This is a genomic window from Candidatus Enterovibrio escicola, from assembly GCF_002464935.1.
In the GTDB taxonomy this organism is placed as follows: domain Bacteria; phylum Pseudomonadota; class Gammaproteobacteria; order Enterobacterales; family Vibrionaceae; genus Enterovibrio; species Enterovibrio escicola.
Window position 1 is genome coordinate 16,620 of the sequence record NZ_NBYY01000009.1, and the last position, 22,072, is coordinate 38,691.

Sequence of the window (22,072 nt, forward strand, 5' to 3'; positions counted from 1 at the left end):
GTGTTCTCTGAATTACTTTGGAAGACTCAATCTGGCTACCCGACCTGATGGATAACCACTCAGATCAATTGTTTTGCCAAAATAAGAAACGTCAACTGCCTCAGGTGCTCCCAGTACCATTTTAAAGGGTGCGTTACCCGATAATACTAATGTGTCACCCGCAGACTTTATTCCTGTAACCAGACGTTTTCCACTACTATCACGTATATCAACCCAACAATCTGCAGTAAAATTTAGAGTCAGTGACGAAACCGATACCATCCGTTCACGATCAAGCGTTGTTAAGGTAATAATAGGTTCAGTTTTTTGCTTAGGTATAACGGTGACAGGTGATAGTCCTGTTGCCATCTTTATAGGCACAGCAGCGGGTTGTCTCAATTTTTCATTGCTATCCGACAACTTAATAAGAGAACTAGAATCGTTCTCCAGCAATATCTGTATCTTCTCAGATCCATCTTCATATCCATCTAAAGAGGAAAGTGCTTCATCGATTACAAGATTCGCCTCAGTCTCTTGTAAGGTAAAAAGACTCGATCTACCTAGCAAAGAAAGTAGTGTCTGACCTTGCTGATTTTGCCACCACCAAAATGCCGTTAATCCAACCACAACAGCAAGGATGATCCATGTCAGCCCCATCACACAACTATCATGTTTTTCTAATCGAATTTTTCGAGAAAAACTCTGCATTTTATGTGTAACATCATCATTATCTTTTATCGGTTGATAGCCAGATAACAGCGTATTAGCATCCAGTCCGATAAGTTTTGCATAAGATCGAATATAGCCACGTGTAAAAATCGCTATCTGTTTCTCACCGGAACAATTAGCTTCTAGTTCACGAATAACAGAAACACGTAGTCTTAAACGATCCGCAACATCCTTTTCAGTCAGTCCCTTCGCTTCTCTTGCTTGCTTCAGCACAGTACCTAGATATTTAGGCTTAATGTCTGACACCTTTTTTTCATTCTGTTGAGTATTCATTCGATCAGTACAGTCTATATTCTAGAGATTCATGGAATTTGGTCATATATTCAATAAGTAAATTTTGTATACAATACCTGGTTTTTCATGGGGATTAAGCACTGTTAAAAAGTATGATATCTGTAATGATAGACACCTATACAACTACGTTGATAGTCATACTGACGCGCCTTACAACTTATTGGATATATAACTTGGAATTGTTTAGATAATTATGTTCTTGTCTCATCCACCTAATAAAAACCTGCTACATTTTCTTGTAACATAGTTTATGACTAGTTACTTCCAAACGAGCCAGCTGCAGGGTTGCCAATGGACTATTTTATTCATGTTAAAGAGCGTTTTAAAACTCCAAGATGACTTATAATCATACGGATTCACTAGCACCTTAGCAAAGGCTATATTGTGCTTTCTAAAATTGCTGATCTACATATTTTAATCCATCTATTTCGTGCAGATAAGAAGTAAAAATGATGACTACTCGGTAATAAGTTGTTATAAAATGTATCGCCATTACTTTCTCGATATTCTATCTCGAATGCTCCCATGGATCTGCACTCAAACAGACAAATCCAAGTACAATCCAAGACTCAGGTGTTATCAAGCCACAAATTCTTTTTCTCTTTATGTTATTGTCATAACAATCCTTGATACTCTTATCTATCGACAAACTACAAAACACCCTTATTCCTCATTCCCTTCCTACTTCAGCATGATTATAAACTAGTTTAACGGAAATTTTCTCCTCGACATTGAGTCTATTTTTAATACGTTTCGTACGGTCGATTACATCACCGACGAGTTGACCACAAGCAGCATCAATATCATCACCACGAGTTTTGCGTACTGTGACGGTATAATGGTATTGCGTTAGGGTTTTCATAAACCTATCGATACGCAGATTACTCGGCTTCCTATACAGTGATTCAGGATAAGGATTAAAAAAGATGAGGTTTATCTTAGCTGGTGTATTTTTTAAAAGCTTTGCGAGTTGGCGAGCATGACCAACATCATCGTTGACGTGATCTAAGAGAACATACTCTACTGTCACACGACCACGATTTGCATTTGACAACGCGATATAACGACGTACAGAAGACAATAAGGTTTCGATGTTAAATCGATCATTGATTGGCATAATCTGGCTGCGAAGCTCGTCATTAGGGGCATGTAAGGAAATGGCCAATCTCACATCAATTTTCCCCGTCATTTGATCAAGACCAGACACCACACCAGATGTAGACACGGTAACGTGTCGTTTTGATAGGCCAAAACCTAGATCATCAAGCATTAGGTTTAGCGATGGCAGCAGGTTCCTCATATTAAGCAAGGGTTCGCCCATACCCATCATGACCACGTTAGTAATGGGATGACGGCCAGTGTCCTTCTGAATTCCGATCTCTTTGGTTGCACGCCAAACCTGACCAATGATTTCAGACACTTTCAAATTTCGGTTAAATCCTTGCTGCGCCGTTGAGCAGAAGGTACAAGCGAGAGCACAACCGATCTGAGATGAAACACACAAAGTGGCACGTTTTTCATCAGGAATATAGACAGTCTCAACATTTTGATTACCAACACGCATCGCCCACTTAATGGTACCATCTCTGGAATATTGTACAACATTAACCACAGGGGCACGTATTTCTGCCACAGCATGAAGTTTATCACGAAGCTTTTTATTGATGTTAGTCATCTGATAAAAATCATCACAGCCAGAGTGATAAATCCACTTCATGATCTGTTCTACACGAAACGATTTTTCACCTAATTTTCCAATAAAAAAATCGTTCATCGCTTGCCGATCAAGATCCAGCAGATTAATTTTTTCTATCGTCATCAAATTTCCTTCTGGAACGTAATGGAATATAGAAATCACTTGGTTTCAGATTTTTTAAGGCAAATTAGTTTAGACATTGAAGTTAATATAGTAAGTCCTAACACTAGGTGGGTTATTTTATAGCCTTTATGACTAAAATTCTACTGGTTACTTATAAACCGGATTTAATCCTAAGAACTAAAGGAAAATGGAACATGTATTCCCTTTCTATTTTATAGTATTGATGGGCGTTGTTGATTAAATCATGCCTATAACGCACTGATCCCAATTTCTAAGAGCAGATCATCATGGGAAAATCTTCAAAATGAAGATGATCATCGACGATGAGGTAAAGATAAAGAATCGTGTTGGCATTGAGAAATAGCCTGATATTGCAAACAAAAAGACTGAGTTTGGTCAATTTTAAATTAATATTTTCGTCAGGATTTAGAACTAATCTTTTCTTCTTACCGTGGTGGATAAAACCAATAAACTCTGCCGTATCAGAAAGATGCCAAATAAGTAGGTGGATACAATGGTGGAGAGGTTTATTGATATTGTAGATTCCACCTTCCATGACTTAAAAACTTTCACGTCAGATAACGGTACAAAGGTCTCCGATCATGAAGAGGTTACTGAAACTATATAAGCAGATTTCTATTTTGACAGACCTTATAAGTTAAGTGATCGGTGGCTAAATGAACATACCAATGGTCTGATAAGGCAATTTTTATCCAAGGGAACTGACCTTGACGGTAAGGAATTTGAATGTTGTTTATAGCAATCTTGACACTGTCATCGTCGGTTATTGTCCTATAACTCTCTCTTTTCGGTCGTTGATGATGTCATGGCCTACACCCTCACTCAGCTCAGCTTATCTTATAATTATACGCTATCTATTATAGATTCTAGGTATCCATTCCTCGGATGCTGACATTTATGCCAGCAACATCCGTGACTGGAAAATTGCTTGCTCAATCAATTATTTCCGCGTTACCCCTCTTATGAACATGACAAACATCAACCGACAGTGGCACAAAAGCTTAAAAAAGATACAGCCCGACAACCAAGAAGGTTTATCTGTTTAACCTGAGCTCTGCATAAGAAATGAACTAAATGCCAAAGTCGCGATCTAATCGTTTAAAATAAACTATTGACTGAATAAGTCCTTATGCAGATCTGAAGTTAACTCACTTAAAGCCGTTAGTTCCAAAATACTTCGATGGGAGTTTAATGATATTGCGGGTGCGTTTAGCCATAAATGTTCTCTGGAATCGGAGTTGTTTTGCGGGAACCTGTGGAGGTGCTCCGTTAGATGTGATAAAACAATACATCAGCAACAGGAGAGGCCGCATTAAGCGTTCGCGCTTAAGAAATTTGCCTCTCCTCCGAAGGAGGAGGGAGCCCCCTTTCTTAAAAATCTGGGGTCACTATTATGTGTCTTTCTGTTATGAGAATGGAAAAGATTAGTCAGATCTATCAAGCAAATTCTGAGTATTTGGCATTGCTTCAAGGTTCAACAAAAGAGTATTTAGAAAAAAATACTATTGGTATTGATCGTGGTGTAAAAATACCTATTCGAACACCTTATATTTCCTCGAACTTAATCTTTTTTCGGTTCGGATTTACTCTACCACCGGTGACCGGATCAGCATAACCTTCTAATTTTGCACGCTCAGCACGCCGACGGCGGATCTCTTTTGGATCGGCTACCAGCGGACGATAAATTTCAATGCGATCACCATCATGCACCAGTGTATCGAGCTTGACCAAGCGACTAAAAATACCCACCTTGTTGTGGTCTAAATCGATGTCAGAATAAGCTTCCATCACGCCAGATTGACGAATGATGTCTTCAACGTTCATGTCTGATGTCACACTGCATTTGAAGACATATTGTTCATCAGGTAAAGCATACACTACTTCAATGTATAGCCGTTTTTCCTCACTCATAAATGATTCGTGCACGTTGAGGAAACGCCTTCATCATGTTTATAACTAGCTCGTTAAACATCTGGCCAAATGCCATTCCAATCAAGCAATTAGTGAATTCAAAATCCAAATTAAGCTCGATTTTACAGGCATTAACATCCAATGACCTAAAACTCCAGCCACCCACCAACCTTTGGAAAGGGCCATTAACCAATTCCATATTGATGGCTTCACCCGTTACTAACTCATTGCGAGTCGTAAATCTTTTCCGAATGCCAGCTTTAGCTAGCTCTACCGAAGCTGTCATCGCATTGAGACTCGATTCTAGAACCTGTGAACTTGCACAGCCAGGTAAAAACGACGGGTAAGATTCTACGTCATTAACAAGTTCAAACATTTTCTCTGCACTGTATGGAACAAGTGCAAAACGCGTAATTCTCGGCATAAGATCTCCTAATGGTTCAATAATAGACATTATATCACTGAGAAGTATTTAACCAAATATGTCTTAGAATCCATTGATATCGGTATATCTATTTCCCTGTTCACTTATCCTTTAATTTTAGTGAGTTTGTCAAACTGTATAACATCTGATAAAAGGTATTTCATTGATTCCTCTCCATCTGTATAATGTTATCATTATGATAAAAAAAAATTCAAGGAATAAAACGGGCAACAATACAATTGCACAGAATCGCCAAGCTCGGCACGATTACTTCATTCAAGATGACATAGAAGTAGGACTTGAACTGCAAGGCTGGGAGGTGAAATCCCTCAGGGCTGGTAAGGTCAACATCGCGGAAAGCTATATTTTTTTTAAGGGAGGTGAAGCATATATGTCAGGAGCCACAATCACGCCACTCAATGCTACATCTACTCACGTAGTCTCAAATTCGACACGTATCCGGAAACTACTACTTAAACGCCGCGAGTTAAACTCTCTGATCGGAAAAGTAAACCGAGAGGGTTACACAGTCATCGCCTTATCCATGTATTGGAAACATTCTTGGGCTAAACTCAAGATAGGTTTAGCTAAAGGTAAGAAATTGCACGACAAACGTGACTCGGCTAAGGATCGTGATTGGCTGCGCGACAAAGCACGTATAATGAAGCATGCAACTAGATAATCGTTGACGAAGCAAAGCACTATGCTAGAATAATTTATTAGATTATGGGGCTGATTCAGGATTCGACAGGATTAAGAAGGCTCGTGGAGCATGCCGAGGGGCGGTTTGCCTCGTAAAAAGCCGCAAAAAAATAGTCGCAAACGACGAAAACTACGCTCTAGCAGCTTAATAACCTGTCAGAGCCTGCCCTCTCTAGCCTTTGTCTGTAGGACGGAGATCAAGAGCAGTCAAACCCAGACAGACTCACGTGGAAGCTTTGACCTAAGAGCGGAAACGCTAAATCTAATTTAGGTATGTCTATGTGTGGCGTGTCTATCCGTAGCACCATGACGAGAATAAAGATTAGACTAAGCATGTAGTGCCATTAGTTGAACTAATTTTGGACGCGGGTTCAACTCCCGCCAGCTCCACCAAATACCTACTTCATGAAGTATCATGAAATATCAAAAACCTGCTTTCCTTCAAGGAATTGCAGGTTTTTTGTATCTATAAATGTCTTTTAAGCTTTCATAACATATCATTAACGTGGCACCTACAATAACACCAAGAATGATATGTAATCGAATCTTGGTGTTATAGAAGCAAAGAGGGGTGTTTCATGGCTAAGCTAGTAAAACCACTTACAGACAAGGGAATTAAATCATCAAAAGCACAAGGCAAAGAGTATGTTCTGTACGACGGTAACAACCTCACTCTATCCTAAGATCTTCTGGGAAAAAGTTTGGTTGTTCACCTACAAGAGACCATTCACCAAGAAACGCTCTAAGATAACTATAGATCAGTACTCCTCAATCTCGCTCGCTCAAGCCAGAGGCAAACGAGAAGAATTTAATACCTTACTTTATCAAAATATTGATACCGTGGAATATCGAGAGGAGTTAGTTCGCAAAGGTGTGTAAGAAGCAGAAAACTCCCTCCAATCTGTGGCTGCAAAGTGGCTTGAGGTAAAAAAATTTGAAGTCTCAACGGACTACCCAAATGATATTTGGCGCTCTTTAGAGCTTCACATATTTCCATCCATTGGAAATATGCCGATTACACGAGTCAAAGCTACCCATGCTATTTCAGCCATCAAGCCCATCACAGCCAAGGGTAACCTAGAAACAGTTAAACGTTTATGCCAGTGCATAAATGAAATTATGTATTATTCAGTGAATATAGGATTAATTGATGCTAATCTTTTAGCAAAAATCAATACCGCTTTTGCGGACCCAAAAAAGAAAAACATGACTTCTATTTCTCCTAATGAATTACCAACTATTATGCGTTCGCTCACCCTGCGAGTATCAGCCACATAACTAACCTGATCTGCGCATACGAAATGAACTAAATGCTAAAGTCGCGATCTGATCGTTTGAAATAACCTATTGACTACACAAGGAGTTGGGCATGAATAACTTAGATGCCGTTTTCGTCGATGACTTCTACTAGACTTTCCTCCCTAGCATGGTAAAAACACCTCATTTCTTCCGGTATCAAAAAAGAAACAGGCTTTCTCGTCTTTCAGTTAGTGAAGTGATGACGATAGTGATAGCTTTTTATCAATCTGGATATCGAGACTTCAAAACTTATTACATCCACTTTGTTTGTCGCTACCTCACCAATGAATTTCCTGAAATTAGTTAGTTACACGAGGATGCTCAAACTCATGCAAGCTATCCTAGTTCCGCTTTACTCTTACCTCAGTCACCGTAAGGAAAGGTCGACAGGGATTGCCTTCGTTGATTCGTCTAAGCTACAGGTTTGTCACAACCTAGGCATTCTCAGACATCAGGTTTTTAAAAGTACCAAGAATCGAGGAAAAGGAACGAGGGGGTGGTTCTACGGTTTCAAATTACGCCTTATTATCAATGACCAAGGTGGCATTATCTCAGTCAAAGGGACGGCGAATAACGTGGATGATAGAAAGCCCATATCGGAAATGGTTGACGAGCTTTGGGGGTGTTTATACGGAGATAAAGCTTATATCTCTGGTCCATTGGATCGGGAACTTGCAGAGAAGGGAGTGACACTGATAACGGGTATAAAAAAACATGAAACCCAAAGTGATGAAACTTTGGAACTGCCTGATGCTCCGGAAACGCTTTATTATTGAAACCGTTTTTGACCAACTAAAAAACATATCCTAAATCAAACATTCTCGGCACCGTAGTTGTATCAGCTTTCTGGTCAACTTGCTGGCGGGGATTATCGCGTATTCATTTCAACCAAAGAAGCCGAGTATCAAGATGACTAGGTTTGATAAACAAGCGCTTATGCAGATTGAAGGTTAAATATTAAGATTTTCTTATTGAGAGAACGTTTAGAAACAGTAGATGAAACAACTCCCTCTAATCCATAGCCAACTAAGCCATTTCATTCAGCATCCCACAGTATAAGTACATCGTTAGTATTTGCTTGGACAGCTAAGTATGTCGATGCATAAACACTTTTATTCCCACTCAATGAATTTGTACCCAAGTAAGTACTATAACTAGGAAGTAAATATGAACTAGTTTCAACTTTTTTCCTTTTTGAAAAGAAACTAAAGCGCTAAGAGGTAAAGTATTCCAATCACTCATAGCCTAACTCCATCATAAAGGCTTAAGTTATTCAAAAGCTGTATTCCCGCTCTTGTTCAATAATCTTTGCAGTCACTGAGAACTTTGACCATAAATTTTCAATGGCTTTTATACATGCACGTTGCTCTGCTCGAAGATACGCTCTGTATGTATTCATCAAAGTTAAACGTAAACGTTTAATGATGACTACACGCGCTTCATCTTTAGAAATTTTTTACGAGCACTCTCAACCAAATCATCACGTTTACTTTCAATGCCTTTGATATTTGCTTTAAGTGCTTTAACTTCGTCTTCTATTTCTTTGTGGCACTCTAGGCTTAAGATAATTAACTGGCTGCGTTCAAGTGACTTTTTCCCCTTGCGTTTTAGCCTCTATGAGAGGCTGAGCATACTCGGATTGATGTCCTAGCTATTCTGCTAAATCAATAATACGTTAGCCGTTATCAAATTATGGATCTTTTTGCCCTAAACCTTCAGTGCAATAAAATGCTTTTTTAGCTCATTTTGGTAAAAAACCTAATACTTGGAGTTCAATAAAAAGATTTGTCGCGAGTGCTTTTATTTCCTTTAGATGCGCTTTCCATTCGGCATTAACTGCTTTTAAATCTTCTTTTTTAATTTTTATTTCTTCAGAAGTCATCACACCACTATATTCAGTATCGTCAAAGTCTTCTTCGTTAGATGCCGCAAAAAGCGTCTGTAATTCTGACAAACTAGCTTGAGACTGATCACCATAGCCACTTGCTGCAATAGATTTGAAATCAGATTTTTGTTCATCTACATAATTGGCAAAAGCGCCGCGTACTTGGTAGTTAGTTAACAAATTTTGTTTTAAATAGTTCTTTTTCGATGCTAGTAAGCAACTCACTACGCATTTCATAAACATTGTTACCACGAATATCATGTTGGTTTTCAGGATCAGGCGCTAACGTTTCAACTATCGGTAAGTTGACTTGCCACCATGCATCCAGCTGATCCATAAGCTGTTCATGTCGTTCAGTGACACCTTGATGAGTTGTAATAAAGTCAGCTATTTCACGTTTATCAGCAATAGCTGATGCCAAATCAACGTACGTATCATCTCTTACTACAAAAGCATCTTTACGCAATTATGGGTAGTTTGACCAGAAGAGTTCTAAGTTATCAACCCCAACAATAGGAACATCACCGTGCAAGTGTACACACACATTTTGAGGTTCTGGTGCGGTAGCATTATCGATATAATGACGAATGTTGCAGTTATAATCTTCTTCTGCGATCTCTGTATGCAGTACTAATCACGCATAAGCAGGAATATTACCTCCTGAACGATACGCGGGGATGATTTTATCAATATCTTCGGGGCGTAAATGGTTCTCTGCTTTACCTTCACGATATTTACGATTAGTTATAATAAATAAAACATGATCACGATCAACTGCGCCTACTTTGTTCATCAGTAAAATACACGCAGGTATACCCGTCCCATAGAATAAACTGCTCGGCAAGCCAATAAACGCCTCTAGGTAACCATTAATTATAAAGTGTTTGCGAGCATCACGTTCTTCACCGATTCGGAATAACACTCCATGGGGCATGACTGTCGCTAATCGGCCATTTTGCTTAAATACAGCAAGCATATGCTGTACAAACATTAAATCTGATTTTTTACCTTTTTTAGGTAACATAACGTGAAAACGACTTGGGACTTTAAGGTTTTTCTTAATATAGTTTTGGCTGAAATTAGGGTTCGCAACCACTCGGTCGAAATGCTTTAATGCATTATCTTTATTTAAATGTTATGGTTTACGAAGTGTATCTTCTTGGCGAATATCTGAGTGGTAAATTTCGTGGAGAAGCATGTTCATTTTACAGATAGACCATGTGGTACCAATCTTTTCCTAACCATATAAAATCATTTCATCAGCACAGCTACCATTTTCACGTAAGTAATCGTGCATTTAAATAAGCATACCGCCTAAACCAACTTTTGGATCGTATACACTCATGCCTTTTTGTGGATCACATATTTCAACACATGAGCAAACCACTTCAGCAGGCGTATAGATAATAGAATTTTGGAGCTTTTCTAAAACTATTACATCTCCACTCAATAAGGTCGTGAACCATGTAACAGTTTTATGTCAAGTAATTCGCAAATATTTGGCGGAAACTGGAAGGTAGTAGAGGCGTTTGTCACCTCTATGGCAGAGTGACAATATTATCGCTTTCGACTCACTGACAGTGTATAGCAGGTGACCTACGGTGTAACATTACATGGCAGTTTGGACAAACAGGCACAAGATTATTAATTGGGTCTACTTCATATTCTTCGTTAACTTCAGAAAATTGAGATTATAAACTTGGCAAACCGCTTGATAGTGGTTAATACACGCCTTTCTTACTTTGGTGTTTCTTTCGTATTTATTGACGGTAACCTGTTTTGATGAACCTTCAAAATGACGGTCTATTTCATCATGGTAAATTGATATATCCATACGCTTTGATTGAGCTTGAAACTCTAAGTAAGCCTTCATTGCAGACTTGCAGTTCCTTCTAGATCCATCTAGCCTCTCTGTTTCTGATAGCTGGCTTTCAATATTACAGATATCGTTTTCGGACACGACAGTACTTAAGATTATATCTATACTAAGATGGTTTGTCACATTGTTCAAATAGTCGATATAGCTTGTCGCTATACCTGTTGTCAGCTTCCGTGCTTTTTGGTTAACGAGGGAAAACTTAAACTCACTTTCTTGCTCAATCAGGACACTGCTCCTTGCACATTTACCTTTTACGACTAACCCATAAACTTCAAACACTCAGCAAAGTCATTTCGCTCCGCAAGCACTTGGTCATACATCGAGTAAACTTGTTGGATATGTTCCCACAACTGCTCATTTTGCTTTTGATACGAGCAAGCCATCAACTCAGATTCTTCTTGTTTTTCCTTCGCTTTAATCAGTTTAAACTTAAGGTTTTCAACCTCAGTTGTTGCTTCAACTTAATATCTTTTGGCTTTGATGAGTTTCTTTATCTGTTTGAATTCGTAATTTTGATTCAGAATAACGATTCTAAATAAGCGCATTAGATACACCTGCTTTTTCTGCAACTCGACTTACCTTTATTTTTTCACCAGTTTCAATCATCTCGGTGATAATGTCTTCAATAAGCTTTTTTGTGTCCGTTTCCATTAAGCTTCCTTAACATTGATTTCCAGTTGTTCAATAATGTTATTGGACGCATGTAAATTATCGATTAACGCACCTTGAAATGAAGAGAATCCCGGTTGTATTTCAGGTGGAAATTGTTCAAATACAGCCAACTGTTGTTCACAACGCTTCTTGATCACTAACCAATTAGGTAAATACTTAGGCTTTGCGAGATAAGAGTCACAGTTGATACAATAGCTCGGATCTGCCGCATTGCGAACTTTACAGCTAGTCCATTTAGTACAATAACCATGAGAGAGTCTCCTAAAATTAGAAGAATGCTTAGCCATGTAAGCCAATAACTACTGCATATTGGTAAAGTGTGGTGATACACCACTTTCAATATCATGGCCAAGGAGTTGCTTTAGTCTCTCAATAAATTTCTGACGACCACGACCAACCAAGTGTCCTTGCTTTGCAAGGACTGACCATGTCTGTCATCACTTGCTCAGTTAGATATACTTCAAAGCTTTTAGTTAAACAAATCAGTTCTGCCATTCTGTTTTAACCTCGATGGCTATATACCAACGTCATGCTGATTTCTAAGTGCTTATATTGATATTTAATCTCAGATCTACATAAACACTTGCTTATTAAACCTAGTCATCTTGATACTCGGCTTCTTTGGTTGAAATAAATACGAGATAAGCCCCGCTAGCAAGTTGACCATAAAGCTGATAGAATTACGGTGCCGAGAATACTCGATTTAGGATATGTTTTTTAGTTGGTCAAAACGGTTTCAATAATAAATCGTTTCCGGAGCATCAGGCAGTTCCAAAGTTTCATCACTTTGGGTTTCATGTTTTTTATACCCGTTATCAGTGTCACTCCCTTATCTGCAAGTTCCCGATCCAATGGACCAGAGATATAAGCTTTATCTCCGTATAAACACCCACAACGCTCGTCAATCATTTCCGATACAGGCTTTCTATCATCAACGTTAGCCTCACAGTCCCTTTGACTGAGATAAGGCCACCTTGGTCATTGATAATAAGGCGTAATTTGAAACCGTAGAACCACCCCATCGTTCCTTTCTCTCAATTCTTGGTACTTTTAAAAACCTGATGTCTGAGAATGCCTAGGTTGTGACAAACCTGTAGCTTAGACGAATCGACACAGGCAATCCCTGTCGACCTTTCCTTACGGTGACTGAGGTAAGAGCAAAGCGGAACTAGGACAGCTTGCATTAGTTTGAGCATCTTCGTGTAACTAACTAATTCAAGAAATTCATTGGTGAGGTAGCGACAAATAAAGTGGATGTAATAAGTTTTGAAGCCTCGATATCCAGATTGATGAAAAGCTATCACTATCGTCATCACTTCGCTAACTGAAAGACGAGAAAGCTTGTTTCTTTTTTGATACCGGAAGAAATGAGGTGTTTTTACCATGCTAGGGAGGAAAGTCTAGTAGAAGTCATCGACATCAACGAAAACAACGTCTCAGTTATTCATGACGAGTCCTTATGCAATCAATAGTTTTTTCAAACAGTCAGATTGCAACTTTAGCATTTAGTTCATTTCTTATGCGCAGATCAGGTTAAATAAGTCCACTGACAACATAATAATTAGTTCATGTAAAGACATTGTGCTCACACTGGCTAATGTTGATGATGCTGAGTTTATTTTATCTTTAAATTAAATGAAAGTTTAAATAGTTTTTTCTCTGAAACTTCTACAGATCTTTTAACTCAGCAAACATGGTATATAGATTATAAAAAACGAGAAGCTCTACGATCAGTAGTTTTACTTTATTATTAGGAATTTGAAGATAAACCAACTAGGTACAGTAAGAATATATGACTTTAAAAGAAATTCTTTTTGTTGGGGACGTTGGATGGTATCTCCTAATTCTCCAAGAAAAACGGCAATTGAATCAGCATTCTGTGTTTATGAGTTTATGTTTTTACACATTAGGGTTTAAACAGTCTCATTGTTATATACGAAATGAAAATAAGAAAGTAATTAAGTTCCATGAAAAAATGGGTGCAGAGATAGTGTGCAATAACACACTCAATACCTTCTTTATCTACAAAAAAAATTTTTTGAACAAATTATAAATAAGTACATATTATTTTTAACTTTGTGAACTACTCGGCACTAAAATACCTAGCTTCCAAGATAACAGCCTAAGCCGCTAGCTCTTCTTTTTTGACGTTTATCGGGGAAGATGTGACCGTATTTGGCGTACTCCTAACTAGGATACGGTGCTGGAAGGGTTAAGATCACTCCTTCCAGTTAAATCCTTGTCGCAATAGTGAGGCGGACAGTACGCAAAGTACCCCACCTAGCGTCGCATGTCTGATCACCACTTGAGCCTCTTGCTGCACTTTTAATTTAGCGTGATAAGCAATTCCCAACCCTGCAACCGACATCATTTTAAGATCATTTACTCCGTCTCCGACCGCAATGGTATTTTCAATACCCAACTCATAACGATTGGTAAGATCAAGCAATATATCGGCTTTACGTTGTGCATCCACCACCCGTCCGGTAACTTCCCCTGTGAGTTTTCCATTCTCAATCACTAGTTGATTAGACTCAGCATAAGAAAGTGACAAGCTTTCACACAAGAAATCAGAAAACCAAGAAAAACCACCAGAGGCAATAGCTACTTTCCAACCGCGTGTTTGTAATGATGCAGTAAGGAGACGCATCCCAGGCATCAACGGTAATGTGCATCTAACTTGCTCAAGAATAGACACATCCGTGCCTTTCAGGATCAATACACGTTTCCTAAGGCTTTCCTCAAAATCAAGTTCTCCTTGCATCACCTGTTCTGTAATAGCCGAAACTTTGTCTCCCACGCCTACTAATTTGGCGATCTCATCAATACACTCAATTTGAATCACGGTAGAGTCCATATCGAACAAAGCTAACCCAGGCTCGTATAGCTTTGGAATATTATACAACGGTACACAATCTAGTGACAACGCATCAGTCAAAGCAACGATGTCTGGTCTTACTTCCCCTCGCATTAACAGCACTTCGTATGGTCCGACCATCCAGCCAGCCAACGGTTCAACTGGTAGACCACTGAAACATGCAAAATCAACAAGAGAAGCAGGGCTGATATGAAGACCAAACAATAACCAACCAGCTTGGTTAAAATCCGATGGTTGAAAATAGCAAAGAGAAGGGAATTTGGTTAATAGATTAGTGTGTTTTCTTATTGTGAAAACTGAAGAGCTATCCATTGAAGAAATCCTTAATAATCAGGGGCTATTTATCTTTGATGTACAAACTCGTTCAACAATAAAACGGCAGATACATTAACATAAATTCTAGTGATACCATTCTGACTTAAATTCTTTCCGAGTTGTAATATCTAATTAACCTCAGATCTGCATAAGCGCTTGCTTATCAAGCCGAGTCATCTTGATACTCGGCTTCTTTAGGTTTAAATGAATACGCGATGAGCTCCGCCAGCAAGTTGACCATAAAACTGATACAACTACGGTGCCGAGAGTGCTAGATTTTGAAGATGTTTTTAGTTGGTCAAAAACGGTTTCAATAATAAATCATTTCCGGAGTATTAGGCAGTTCCAAAGTTTCATCACTTTGGGTTTCATGTTTGTTTTTACACCCGTTATCAGTATCACTCACTTGTCTGTAAGTTGCCGCTCCAATGGACCATTGATATAAAATTTATCTCCGTAGAAACACCCCAAAACTCGTCAGTCATTTCCGATATAAGCTTTCTATCATCCAAGTTAATCGTCGTCACTTGGACTGAGATAATACTACCTTGATCATTGTTAATGAGGTGTAATTTAAAGGCCTAAAACCACCCCATCGTTCCTTTTCCTCGCTGCTCGGTACCTTTAAAAACCTGCTATCTGAAAATGCGTAGGTTGTAATAAACCTGTAGCTTGGACGAATCAACAAAGGCAATCTCTATCGGTCTTGCCTGACGGTGAGTGAGGTAAGAGCAAAGCAAAACCAGAACACCTTGCATGAGCTTAAGCATCTTCGTGTAGCTAACTAATTCAGGAAATTCGTTGGTGAGATAGTACCAAACAAAGTGGATGTAATGGATTTTTAAGTTTTGATACTTCGATTGATGGAACGCTATCACTATCGTCATCACTTCGCTAACTGAGAGGCGAGAAGGCTTGTTTCTTTGTTTGATACCGGAAGGAATTAGGTATTTTTTCATGCAGGAAGGAAAGTCTAGCAGAAATTGTCGGCATCGACGAAAATAGCGTCTAAGTTATTCATGCTCAAGTCCTTATACAGACAATGGTTTCTTTCAAACGATCAGATCGAGACTGTGACATTTAGTTCATTTCTTGAGCTCAGCTCAAGTTAACTATCCAGTTGGATGGTTACAAAGTAAAACTCTCTTTAAATATCATTATAAGCCTAGTATTTTGAGCATTTGAAGTTATGTATAATTCACTAGGCTTTATTGTGCAAACCGCAAGGCGGTCTACATCTATGAAATACCCATATCAAAGACGATGAATAGTCTACAAAGATAAAGCCTGAGAATGGGAGTTCAAACAACTACCTTCCAACCACCGACGCCATGGTGTTCATCGAGCATCTCAGAGAGTGTCCTTATCATCATACCTTTCAAATTGTAGCGTCTGTTGAATATCAATTTGGCGTAAAATATACAATTACTAGCATGCTTAAATGGTTCCATCACAATGGCTTCAGTCATAAGATGCCTAAAAGTGTCCCCCAAAGATTTAACGTAGAACCCCATCTTTCGTCCGTCACTATAATGAGCGCATAACCGGCTACATCAAGGATGTAGCCGTTGTATAAATTGACACCGTCCATCCAACGAATGTTACAAGAATCACCCATGTATGAATATGTACGGGACAAGATAAAGTACTTAAAACTATTATAGATCCTCAGTTATCTAATATTATTGATGCGCTCAATCTTTCTAACTATTAAAAATATAGTTGTCGGCGAATATCACACCATTGACAACGTAAAGAGGGTTAGTTTTTTCTGCAAGTTGAGAAACGATTACCCATCAGAGTCATAAGCTGCATATAATCCTTGACGGAGTCCGGTAACACCGAAGTGACCTATTTAGAATAGCTAAATTAATCCTCAATATCTAGCTTCACTATCTATCGCCTTACGATCTAAATCTGATTTCAATCAAAGGCTTTTGAAAGTGATAAATGAAAGGACGAGGAACAACATTTACTTTAAAAACAAACGTGATTTCAAAGAGAGCATTAACTATTCTTGCACTGCAACTCTTCCAGAGATTGGAAACTCTTTGGCATCTTGAATAAACGAAATATTTCAGGTACTCAAACCTGAATCTTCAAGTTATTTTGGTATATACATAAATAGGATTTAAAATCAATGGATTTAGACTTTATTCAACAAATTGAAAAACGCAGAACCTTTGCGATCATTTCTCATCCAGATGCTGGTAAAACAACGATTACAGAAAAGGTACTGTTGTATGGAAACGCAATCCAGCAAGCAGGTACCGTTAAAAGTCGTGGTTCTAACCGATATGCTAAGTCAGACTGGATGGAAATAGAAAAAGAACGTGGTATTTCGATTACCACGTCTGTCATGCAATTCCCCTACAAGGATTGTTTTGTCAACTTATTGGATACCCCAGGACACGAAGATTTCTCGGAAGACACGTACCGCACTCTGACTGCCGTTGACTCTTGTTTGATGGTTATTGATGCTGCAAAAGGTGTAGAATATCGCACACGTAAGCTGATGGAAGTGACACGTCTTCGAGATACCCCAATTATCACTTTTATGAACAAATTGGATCGTGATATTCATGATGCGATGGAACTTATTGATGAAGTTGAAAGCGAATTACAAATTGTATGTACACCAGTGTCTTGGCCAATCGGAAGTGGTAAAGAATTTAAAGGGGTGTTCCACATTCACCGTGGTGAGTCTGTCCTTTATCAATCAGGGAAAGGTCACATCATTCAGGAAAAGCGGATCATTAAAGGCCTCGATAACCCTGAACTTGATTTAGCTATCGGTTATTATCTTGCTCAGCAATTGCGTGACGAACTAGAACTGGTTCTCGGCGTGTCACATGGATTTAATAAAGAACAGTTCCTGCGTGGTAAATTGACCCCAGTGTTCTTTGGTACTGCATTAGGTAACTTTGGTGTCGACCACATGTTGGACGGTTTGACTGACTGGGCACCAAAACCGTTATCGCGTCAAACACACGAACGTGAGGTTAAATCGACCGAAACAAGATTTAGTGGTTTTGTGTTCAAAATCCAAGCAAACATGGATCCAAAACACCGTGACCGTATTGCGTTCATGCGAATTGTGTCAGGTAAATATACCCAAGGTATGAAAATGAAACATGTGCGCACAGGAAGAACTGTTTCTATTTCAGAGGCGGTTACCTTTATGGCTGGAAATCGGTCTCGTACTGCTGAGGCATTCGCAGGTGATATCATTGGTTTACACAATCACGGTACGATTCAGATTGGTGATACATTTACTCAAGGTGAAGCTCTTAAATTTTCCGGTATTCCAAATTTCGCGCCTGAATTGTTCCGTCGCATTCGTCTGCGTGATCCCTTGAAACAGAAACAATTGCTGAAGGGATTAATACAGATGTCTGAAGAAGGTGCGGTGCAGATCTTCCGTCCGTTAGTATCTAATAATTTAATTGTTGGCGCGGTGGGTGTTTTGCAGTTTGACGTGGTGGTGGCACGACTTAAATCTGAGTACAACGTGGATGCGATTTACGAGCCGGTTAACGTTGTAACTGCTCGATGGATAGAATGTTCAGACGGTAAAAAACTGGATTATTTCAAGCGGAAGAACGAAATAAACCTTGCATTGGACGGTGGCAATAATCTAACTTACATTGCACCAACCATGGTTAATCTCAATTTGATGCAAGAACGTCATCCGGATGTTCACTTCCGTACGATTCGTGAACACTGCTAAAATAGCAACAGTGCAAATAGAATGTAAGTCGTTTTTAAGACGAATTCTTGTATACTTTAGGTAATATATATACCAATATAACTTGAAGTTATTCGATTTATCAGGTCATGATTGCATTCACTTTTATGTGAATTTTCATAGGAATAGTCAGTTGATTTCATGGGAATTTAACGGCAACATGGGCGCACTTATACCCTTAGTTGGGTTGAATAGAGATCTATATAAGCGCAAAGAGCCAAGATATATCTGTGACGTATCAACTTGATAACGATGTTATACGACAGATAAAAGTTAGTTGGTATGATGTGAGATAGTGTGCTGGAGACAATAACTAAGAAGTTAAGGAAGATGTAGTAACTGGTGAAATATGATATTCTGAATAAGTAAAAAACAGCTTAAATCAACCTGAACTACGTATAAGAAATGAACTAAGCGCCCGAGATGTGATCTGATAGTTTGAATCAAAGCATCAGTCACAAAATGGCTTTAGCATGGAGGATCTAGACATGGTTGTCATCGCTACTGTCGATTTTTATCAATTTTTCCTGCCTGCTTGGAAAAAATACCACGTTTCAGCTTTCAGAGTAAGAAATAAACCTTCTTGCCTTTCAAGGGCGTTGTTTTCCAAGTATTAAAACTAATCGTAATTCCTACGATCAAATCAACATGGAATTAATAGGGAGGTGATGCTGGGAAAAGTCAAACACAAGATCAACAACTGGAAATCATATAAATCAAGGATTAGTAAACTATGGCTCAGTCACTTTTTAGGTAGGTAACACTGCCATTAAGGCATGGGCGTTGTTCGAAGCATCACGGTCAGAATGACCGTGGGTTTGTATTTTTCGATCCCGCGATTGAAACACCACTACTGATGGTGAAAGGTATTTAAAAGCTTCCAGTTCGTGAATTAGAAGGCTTTCCCAATTCGGTTCTTATGTTGATGAATGTTCCACTGAAATTCTCTACATATACTCGTAGTAGTAAGCGTTCTAAGAACGTAAAAGTTAAGTATCGTTTGCCGAGTCGAAGAGCTGTCGCCCACGTCATTATTGATGTTAGAAATCTAAAGGTATATAACACGTAAACACGGGAAGGAGAAGCTGCGTATCTGGCGCAAATTTCATCTTCTGGTTGATGTGTCTACTTATGAGGTTATCGCCACCGAAATTGGCCTAATGTCGATGAGTGATAATGAGGTTAAACTATTAATCCATTCGCGCATGGTGCCATATAATAATCATTTAGCTATATGACACAAGAGCGTGTCATCACGTACTAAAAATAAAGGAATAACACACAATATTCCACCTCTAAGCAACGCGGGGGACTGGGAGGAAGGGCATATTATAAATGAAGCTGTAAAGGCGTTGAAAGAGAACAAACTGACAAAGTAGAAAAGGACAGTGGTTATCATAAACGCTCATTAACAGAGACAGTAATATTTCGGTATAAACAGTTGCTCAACCCTAAACTCACTCTTCGTAATTAACCTCAGATCTGCATAAGCGCTTAATGATCAAATCTATTCATCCTGATGCTCGGCTTCTTTGGTTGAAATGAATACGCGATAAGCCCTGCTAGCAAGTTGACCATAAAGCTGATATAATTACAGTGTCGCGAATGTTTGATTTGGGATATATTTTTTAGTTGATCAAAAACAGGTTCGATAATAAATCGTTTCCAGAGCATCAGGCGGTTCCTAAGTTTCACCACTTTGGGTTTCATGTTTTTTTCATACCCGTTATCAGTGTCACTCCCTTGTCTACGAGTTCTCGCTCCAATGGATCAGAGAGATAACCTTCATCTCCGTGTAAACACGCCCAAAGCTCGTCAACCATTTCCGATACAGGCTTTCTATCATCCACGTTAGCCGTTGTTACTTTGATTAAGATAATGCCACCTTGATCATTGACCATGAGGTATAATTTGAAGACGTAAAACCACCACATCCTTCCTTTTTCTCGCTTCGCAGTACCTTTAAAAATCTGATGTCTGAGAATGCGTAGGTTATGACAAACCTGTGGCTTGGACGAATTAACGAAGGCAATTTCTGTCGGCCTTGCCTGACGGTGAGTGAGATAAGAGTAAAGCGGAACCAGAATGCATTACATGAATTTGAGCATTCTCGTGTAGCTAACTAATTCAGGAAATTCGTTGGTGAGATAACGGTAAACAAAGTGGATGTAATAGGTTTTAAAGTCTCGATACTCCGATTGATGGAAAGCTATCACTATCGTCATCACTTCGCTAACAGAGAGGCGAAAAGGCTTGTTTCTTTGTTTGAAACCGGAAGAAATTGGGTGTTTTTCCATGCAGAAAGTAAAGTCTAGCAAAAGTCGTCAACATTGATGACCACAGCATCTAAGTTATTCATGCCCACATCCTTATGCAGTCAATAGTTCATTTATTATGCGCAACTCAGGTTAATTATAATGTTCAAGTTAGTGAAGCGCTGGCAAATGTGAAAGCAATGAACCAAGTTCTAAGATTCGATATGCCTGTTTGCCAATAGACAAATTAAAACTGTAAAAAAGATTGGCTGAAGGTGATTCCTTTAGTCAGATTACCCGAACACTTAATTGTGTTTACTCCACTATCAGTCGAGACATCAAGCGCCATATCCCAGATAATTCTTACAGAATATACTGTTATCACCTTGCATTAAAACAGGCTAAAAAAACACGTCCCACCGCCACGAACAGGCGGGGTTTTAACTGTATTTCAAAGAGAATGAAGGCATTCATTCATGAGTATCTCAGCATGCACACATCACCCGATGTCATTAGCGGCAAACTGGCTCTGAAGCACTATGTGATGCTAAGTAAAAACACACCTTCCCAGTATATACAACATGATAGTGGTAATTACTAGGTACTAGACAAGGATCTTCCTCATCATCGCAAACCCTACAAAATCAAAATGAGCAACGGCGATAAAGTAAAGATAAAGAACCGTGTTAGTATTGAGAAATAGCCTGATATTTAAGACGAAAAGACCGAGTTTGGTCATTCCGGAATTGACACTGTCGTCGGGATTTGGTCCAAATTTTTTTCTTACCGTGGTGGATAAAGCCAATAAACTCTGCCGCATCATTAAAGATACCAAATAAGCAGGCGGGTACAGAGTTTACAGGTCATGAAGAAGTTGCTGAGATTACTGACGCTGATTTCTATTTTGCAAAACCTTATCGATTAGGTGTTCGGGGTTTTAATGAGCATACCAATGGTTTGATAAGGCAACTTTTATCCAAAGGAACTAACTTCAACGAGGTCAGTAATGAGGAAAATACCAAGATATAGCACATCCTCAATACATGTGGTAGATTGAGTCTTTGAGATCGATCTCCTAACGATGTTTTTTTGCTAACGATGTTTTTTGAATATTTAATGGTGGTTTAAGATATAACCACCTGTGCATTTCAGATAAACGAGGGTGAAATAGATAAACCCTATGCACTATGGAACTGTCCATTTTTAATCATCGATTATAACTTTATACCAGCGAGTGTTGCGGTGACGCCTTCATTTAATAT

21 protein-coding genes, 1 other RNA gene and 7 pseudogenes are annotated in these 22,072 nt (G+C 38.9%); 12 read left to right on the forward strand and 17 right to left on the reverse strand.

All coding sequences use genetic code 11. The features are described 5' to 3' along the window. Positions 1 to 12 precede the first annotated feature (12 nt). From rodZ to BTN49_RS01695, 3 genes are all read right to left on the reverse strand, one after another. A complete protein-coding gene (gene rodZ, locus BTN49_RS01685; RefSeq protein ID WP_097355760.1) occupies positions 13 to 981 on the reverse strand; it encodes a cytoskeleton protein RodZ in 969 nt (322 codons plus the stop codon). Positions 982 to 1,672: 691 nt separating this feature from the next. Further along, on the reverse strand, positions 1,673 to 2,821 hold the full coding sequence (locus tag BTN49_RS01690) for a dual-specificity RNA methyltransferase RlmN (protein WP_097355761.1): 1,149 nt from the start codon (positions 2,819 to 2,821) through the stop codon (positions 1,673 to 1,675). 271 nt (positions 2,822 to 3,092) lie between these two features. Further along, positions 3,093 to 3,377, reverse strand: coding sequence for a hypothetical protein (locus BTN49_RS01695; protein WP_097355762.1), 285 nt, complete (start codon positions 3,375 to 3,377; stop codon positions 3,093 to 3,095). 607 nt (positions 3,378 to 3,984) lie between these two features. Here BTN49_RS01695 and BTN49_RS14625 point away from each other — a divergent pair. Next, positions 3,985 to 4,150, forward strand: a pseudogene (locus BTN49_RS14625) (transposase); the annotation flags it as partial. Between the two features lie 237 nt (positions 4,151 to 4,387). Here BTN49_RS14625 and BTN49_RS01705 read toward each other — a convergent pair. Both BTN49_RS01705 and BTN49_RS01710 read right to left on the reverse strand, forming a co-directional pair. Next, the gene (locus BTN49_RS01705; protein ID WP_097355763.1) at positions 4,388 to 4,753 is read right to left on the reverse strand and encodes an RnfH family protein; all 366 of its coding nucleotides are present in this window, start codon (positions 4,751 to 4,753) and stop codon (positions 4,388 to 4,390) included. Next, positions 4,746 to 5,177, reverse strand: coding sequence for an SRPBCC family protein (locus tag BTN49_RS01710; protein ID WP_097355764.1), 432 nt, complete (start codon positions 5,175 to 5,177; stop codon positions 4,746 to 4,748). Before BTN49_RS01710 ends, BTN49_RS01705 begins: the two co-directional genes overlap by 8 nt. Positions 5,178 to 5,373: 196 nt before the next feature. On the opposite strand from BTN49_RS01710, the gene smpB reads away from it, so the two are divergent. The 5 genes and pseudogenes from smpB (at position 5,374) to BTN49_RS01730 (ending at position 8,132) form a co-directional block, all read left to right on the forward strand. Beyond that, positions 5,374 to 5,859, forward strand: a complete 486-nt coding sequence (gene smpB, locus BTN49_RS01715) for an SsrA-binding protein SmpB (RefSeq protein WP_097356044.1) — start codon at positions 5,374 to 5,376, stop codon at positions 5,857 to 5,859. Between the two features lie 46 nt (positions 5,860 to 5,905). Next, positions 5,906 to 6,272: a transfer-messenger RNA gene (ssrA, locus tag BTN49_RS01720) on the forward strand. 252 nt (positions 6,273 to 6,524) lie between these two features. After that, complete coding sequence (locus BTN49_RS19965) at positions 6,525 to 6,758, forward strand: integrase arm-type DNA-binding domain-containing protein (RefSeq protein ID WP_223823838.1); 234 nt, start codon at positions 6,525 to 6,527, stop codon at positions 6,756 to 6,758. 24 nt (positions 6,759 to 6,782) lie between these two features. Beyond that, complete coding sequence (locus BTN49_RS01725; RefSeq protein WP_097355765.1) at positions 6,783 to 7,157, forward strand: phage integrase central domain-containing protein; 375 nt, start codon at positions 6,783 to 6,785, stop codon at positions 7,155 to 7,157. A gap of 148 nt (positions 7,158 to 7,305) precedes the next feature. After that, positions 7,306 to 8,132, forward strand: a pseudogene (locus tag BTN49_RS01730) (IS982 family transposase). A gap of 319 nt (positions 8,133 to 8,451) precedes the next feature. On the opposite strand, the gene BTN49_RS18840 reads toward BTN49_RS01730, so the two are convergent. From BTN49_RS18840 to BTN49_RS21660, 11 genes and pseudogenes are all read right to left on the reverse strand, one after another. Next, complete coding sequence (locus BTN49_RS18840) at positions 8,452 to 8,577, reverse strand: hypothetical protein (RefSeq protein WP_263363521.1); 126 nt, start codon at positions 8,575 to 8,577, stop codon at positions 8,452 to 8,454. Between the two features lie 342 nt (positions 8,578 to 8,919). Continuing rightward, complete coding sequence (locus BTN49_RS14630) at positions 8,920 to 9,243, reverse strand: hypothetical protein (RefSeq protein ID WP_199399273.1); 324 nt, start codon at positions 9,241 to 9,243, stop codon at positions 8,920 to 8,922. After that, positions 9,233 to 9,484: a hypothetical protein gene (locus tag BTN49_RS14635; protein WP_199399274.1), complete on the reverse strand. Its 252-nt coding sequence runs from the start codon at positions 9,482 to 9,484 to the stop codon at positions 9,233 to 9,235. The genes BTN49_RS14630 and BTN49_RS14635 overlap by 11 nt, the downstream gene beginning before the upstream one ends. 213 nt (positions 9,485 to 9,697) lie before the next feature. Then, positions 9,698 to 10,513 (reverse strand): annotated as a pseudogene (locus BTN49_RS17045) (HsdM family class I SAM-dependent methyltransferase). A 121-nt stretch (positions 10,514 to 10,634) separates the two neighbouring features. Beyond that, a complete protein-coding gene (locus BTN49_RS19970; protein ID WP_199399320.1) occupies positions 10,635 to 10,712 on the reverse strand; it encodes an HNH endonuclease in 78 nt (25 codons plus the stop codon). 5 nt (positions 10,713 to 10,717) lie between these two features. Then, positions 10,718 to 11,221, reverse strand: coding sequence for a hypothetical protein (locus BTN49_RS14660; protein ID WP_199399277.1), 504 nt, complete (start codon positions 11,219 to 11,221; stop codon positions 10,718 to 10,720). Positions 11,222 to 11,592: 371 nt separating this feature from the next. Then, positions 11,593 to 11,901: a hypothetical protein gene (locus tag BTN49_RS12635; protein ID WP_146679018.1), complete on the reverse strand. Its 309-nt coding sequence runs from the start codon at positions 11,899 to 11,901 to the stop codon at positions 11,593 to 11,595. Positions 11,902 to 11,983: 82 nt separating this feature from the next. Further along, on the reverse strand, positions 11,984 to 12,109 hold the full coding sequence (locus BTN49_RS18845) for a hypothetical protein (protein WP_263364195.1): 126 nt from the start codon (positions 12,107 to 12,109) through the stop codon (positions 11,984 to 11,986). Positions 12,110 to 12,185: 76 nt separating this feature from the next. Beyond that, positions 12,186 to 12,999: pseudogene (locus tag BTN49_RS01745) on the reverse strand (IS982 family transposase). A gap of 833 nt (positions 13,000 to 13,832) precedes the next feature. Beyond that, the gene (serB, locus tag BTN49_RS01755; RefSeq protein WP_097355767.1) at positions 13,833 to 14,804 is read right to left on the reverse strand and encodes a phosphoserine phosphatase SerB; all 972 of its coding nucleotides are present in this window, start codon (positions 14,802 to 14,804) and stop codon (positions 13,833 to 13,835) included. Between the two features lie 141 nt (positions 14,805 to 14,945). After that, positions 14,946 to 15,828 (reverse strand): annotated as a pseudogene (locus tag BTN49_RS21660) (IS982 family transposase). Between the two features lie 310 nt (positions 15,829 to 16,138). On the opposite strand from BTN49_RS21660, the gene BTN49_RS19975 reads away from it, so the two are divergent. From BTN49_RS19975 to BTN49_RS18850, 4 genes and pseudogenes are all read left to right on the forward strand, one after another. Further along, the gene (locus BTN49_RS19975) at positions 16,139 to 16,351 is read left to right on the forward strand and encodes a helix-turn-helix domain-containing protein (RefSeq protein ID WP_097355768.1); all 213 of its coding nucleotides are present in this window, start codon (positions 16,139 to 16,141) and stop codon (positions 16,349 to 16,351) included. Between the two features lie 596 nt (positions 16,352 to 16,947). After that, positions 16,948 to 18,537: a peptide chain release factor 3 gene (gene prfC / locus BTN49_RS01770; protein ID WP_097355769.1), complete on the forward strand. Its 1,590-nt coding sequence runs from the start codon at positions 16,948 to 16,950 to the stop codon at positions 18,535 to 18,537. A 904-nt stretch (positions 18,538 to 19,441) separates the two neighbouring features. Next, positions 19,442 to 19,624, forward strand: a pseudogene (locus BTN49_RS01775) (transposase); the annotation flags it as partial. Between the two features lie 178 nt (positions 19,625 to 19,802). Continuing rightward, a complete protein-coding gene (locus BTN49_RS18850) occupies positions 19,803 to 19,934 on the forward strand; it encodes a hypothetical protein (protein WP_263363779.1) in 132 nt (43 codons plus the stop codon). Between the two features lie 115 nt (positions 19,935 to 20,049). Here the strand turns inward: BTN49_RS18850 and BTN49_RS19980 are convergent. Further along, positions 20,050 to 20,914 (reverse strand): annotated as a pseudogene (locus tag BTN49_RS19980) (IS982 family transposase). 12 nt (positions 20,915 to 20,926) lie between these two features. Here BTN49_RS19980 and BTN49_RS18855 point away from each other — a divergent pair. Continuing rightward, on the forward strand, positions 20,927 to 21,052 hold the full coding sequence (locus BTN49_RS18855) for a hypothetical protein (RefSeq protein WP_263363781.1): 126 nt from the start codon (positions 20,927 to 20,929) through the stop codon (positions 21,050 to 21,052). Positions 21,053 to 21,575: 523 nt separating this feature from the next. Further along, positions 21,576 to 21,839 (forward strand): hypothetical protein, encoded by a 264-nt coding sequence (locus BTN49_RS14695; protein WP_199399279.1) that lies wholly within the window; start codon positions 21,576 to 21,578, stop codon positions 21,837 to 21,839. Positions 21,840 to 22,072 lie beyond the last annotated feature (233 nt).

Bases quoted from the DNA above. Each gene is read 5' to 3' on its own strand.
- rodZ (WP_097355760.1), bottom strand. From the start codon at position 981: ATGAATACTCAACAGAATGAAAAAAAGGTGTCAGACATTAAGCCTAAA.
- BTN49_RS01690 (WP_097355761.1), bottom strand. From the start codon at position 2,821: ATGACGATAGAAAAAATTAATCTGCTGGATCTTGATCGGCAAGCGATG.
- BTN49_RS01695 (WP_097355762.1), bottom strand. From the start codon at position 3,377: ATGGAAGGTGGAATCTACAATATCAATAAACCTCTCCACCATTGTATC.
- BTN49_RS01705 (WP_097355763.1), bottom strand. From the start codon at position 4,753: ATGAGTGAGGAAAAACGGCTATACATTGAAGTAGTGTATGCTTTACCT.
- BTN49_RS01710 (WP_097355764.1), bottom strand. From the start codon at position 5,177: ATGCCGAGAATTACGCGTTTTGCACTTGTTCCATACAGTGCAGAGAAA.
- smpB (WP_097356044.1), top strand. From the start codon at position 5,374: ATGATAAAAAAAAATTCAAGGAATAAAACGGGCAACAATACAATTGCA.
- BTN49_RS19965 (WP_223823838.1), top strand. From the start codon at position 6,525: ATGTTCTGTACGACGGTAACAACCTCACTCTATCCTAAGATCTTCTGG.
- BTN49_RS18840 (WP_263363521.1), bottom strand. From the start codon at position 8,577: ATGAATACATACAGAGCGTATCTTCGAGCAGAGCAACGTGCATGTATA.
- BTN49_RS12635 (WP_146679018.1), bottom strand. From the start codon at position 11,901: ATGGCTAAGCATTCTTCTAATTTTAGGAGACTCTCTCATGGTTATTGT.
- BTN49_RS18845 (WP_263364195.1), bottom strand. From the start codon at position 12,109: ATGGCAGAACTGATTTGTTTAACTAAAAGCTTTGAAGTATATCTAACT.
- serB (WP_097355767.1), bottom strand. From the start codon at position 14,804: ATGGATAGCTCTTCAGTTTTCACAATAAGAAAACACACTAATCTATTA.
- BTN49_RS19975 (WP_097355768.1), top strand. From the start codon at position 16,139: ATGGTGTTCATCGAGCATCTCAGAGAGTGTCCTTATCATCATACCTTT.
- prfC (WP_097355769.1), top strand. From the start codon at position 16,948: ATGGATTTAGACTTTATTCAACAAATTGAAAAACGCAGAACCTTTGCG.
- BTN49_RS18855 (WP_263363781.1), top strand. From the start codon at position 20,927: ATGCAGTCAATAGTTCATTTATTATGCGCAACTCAGGTTAATTATAAT.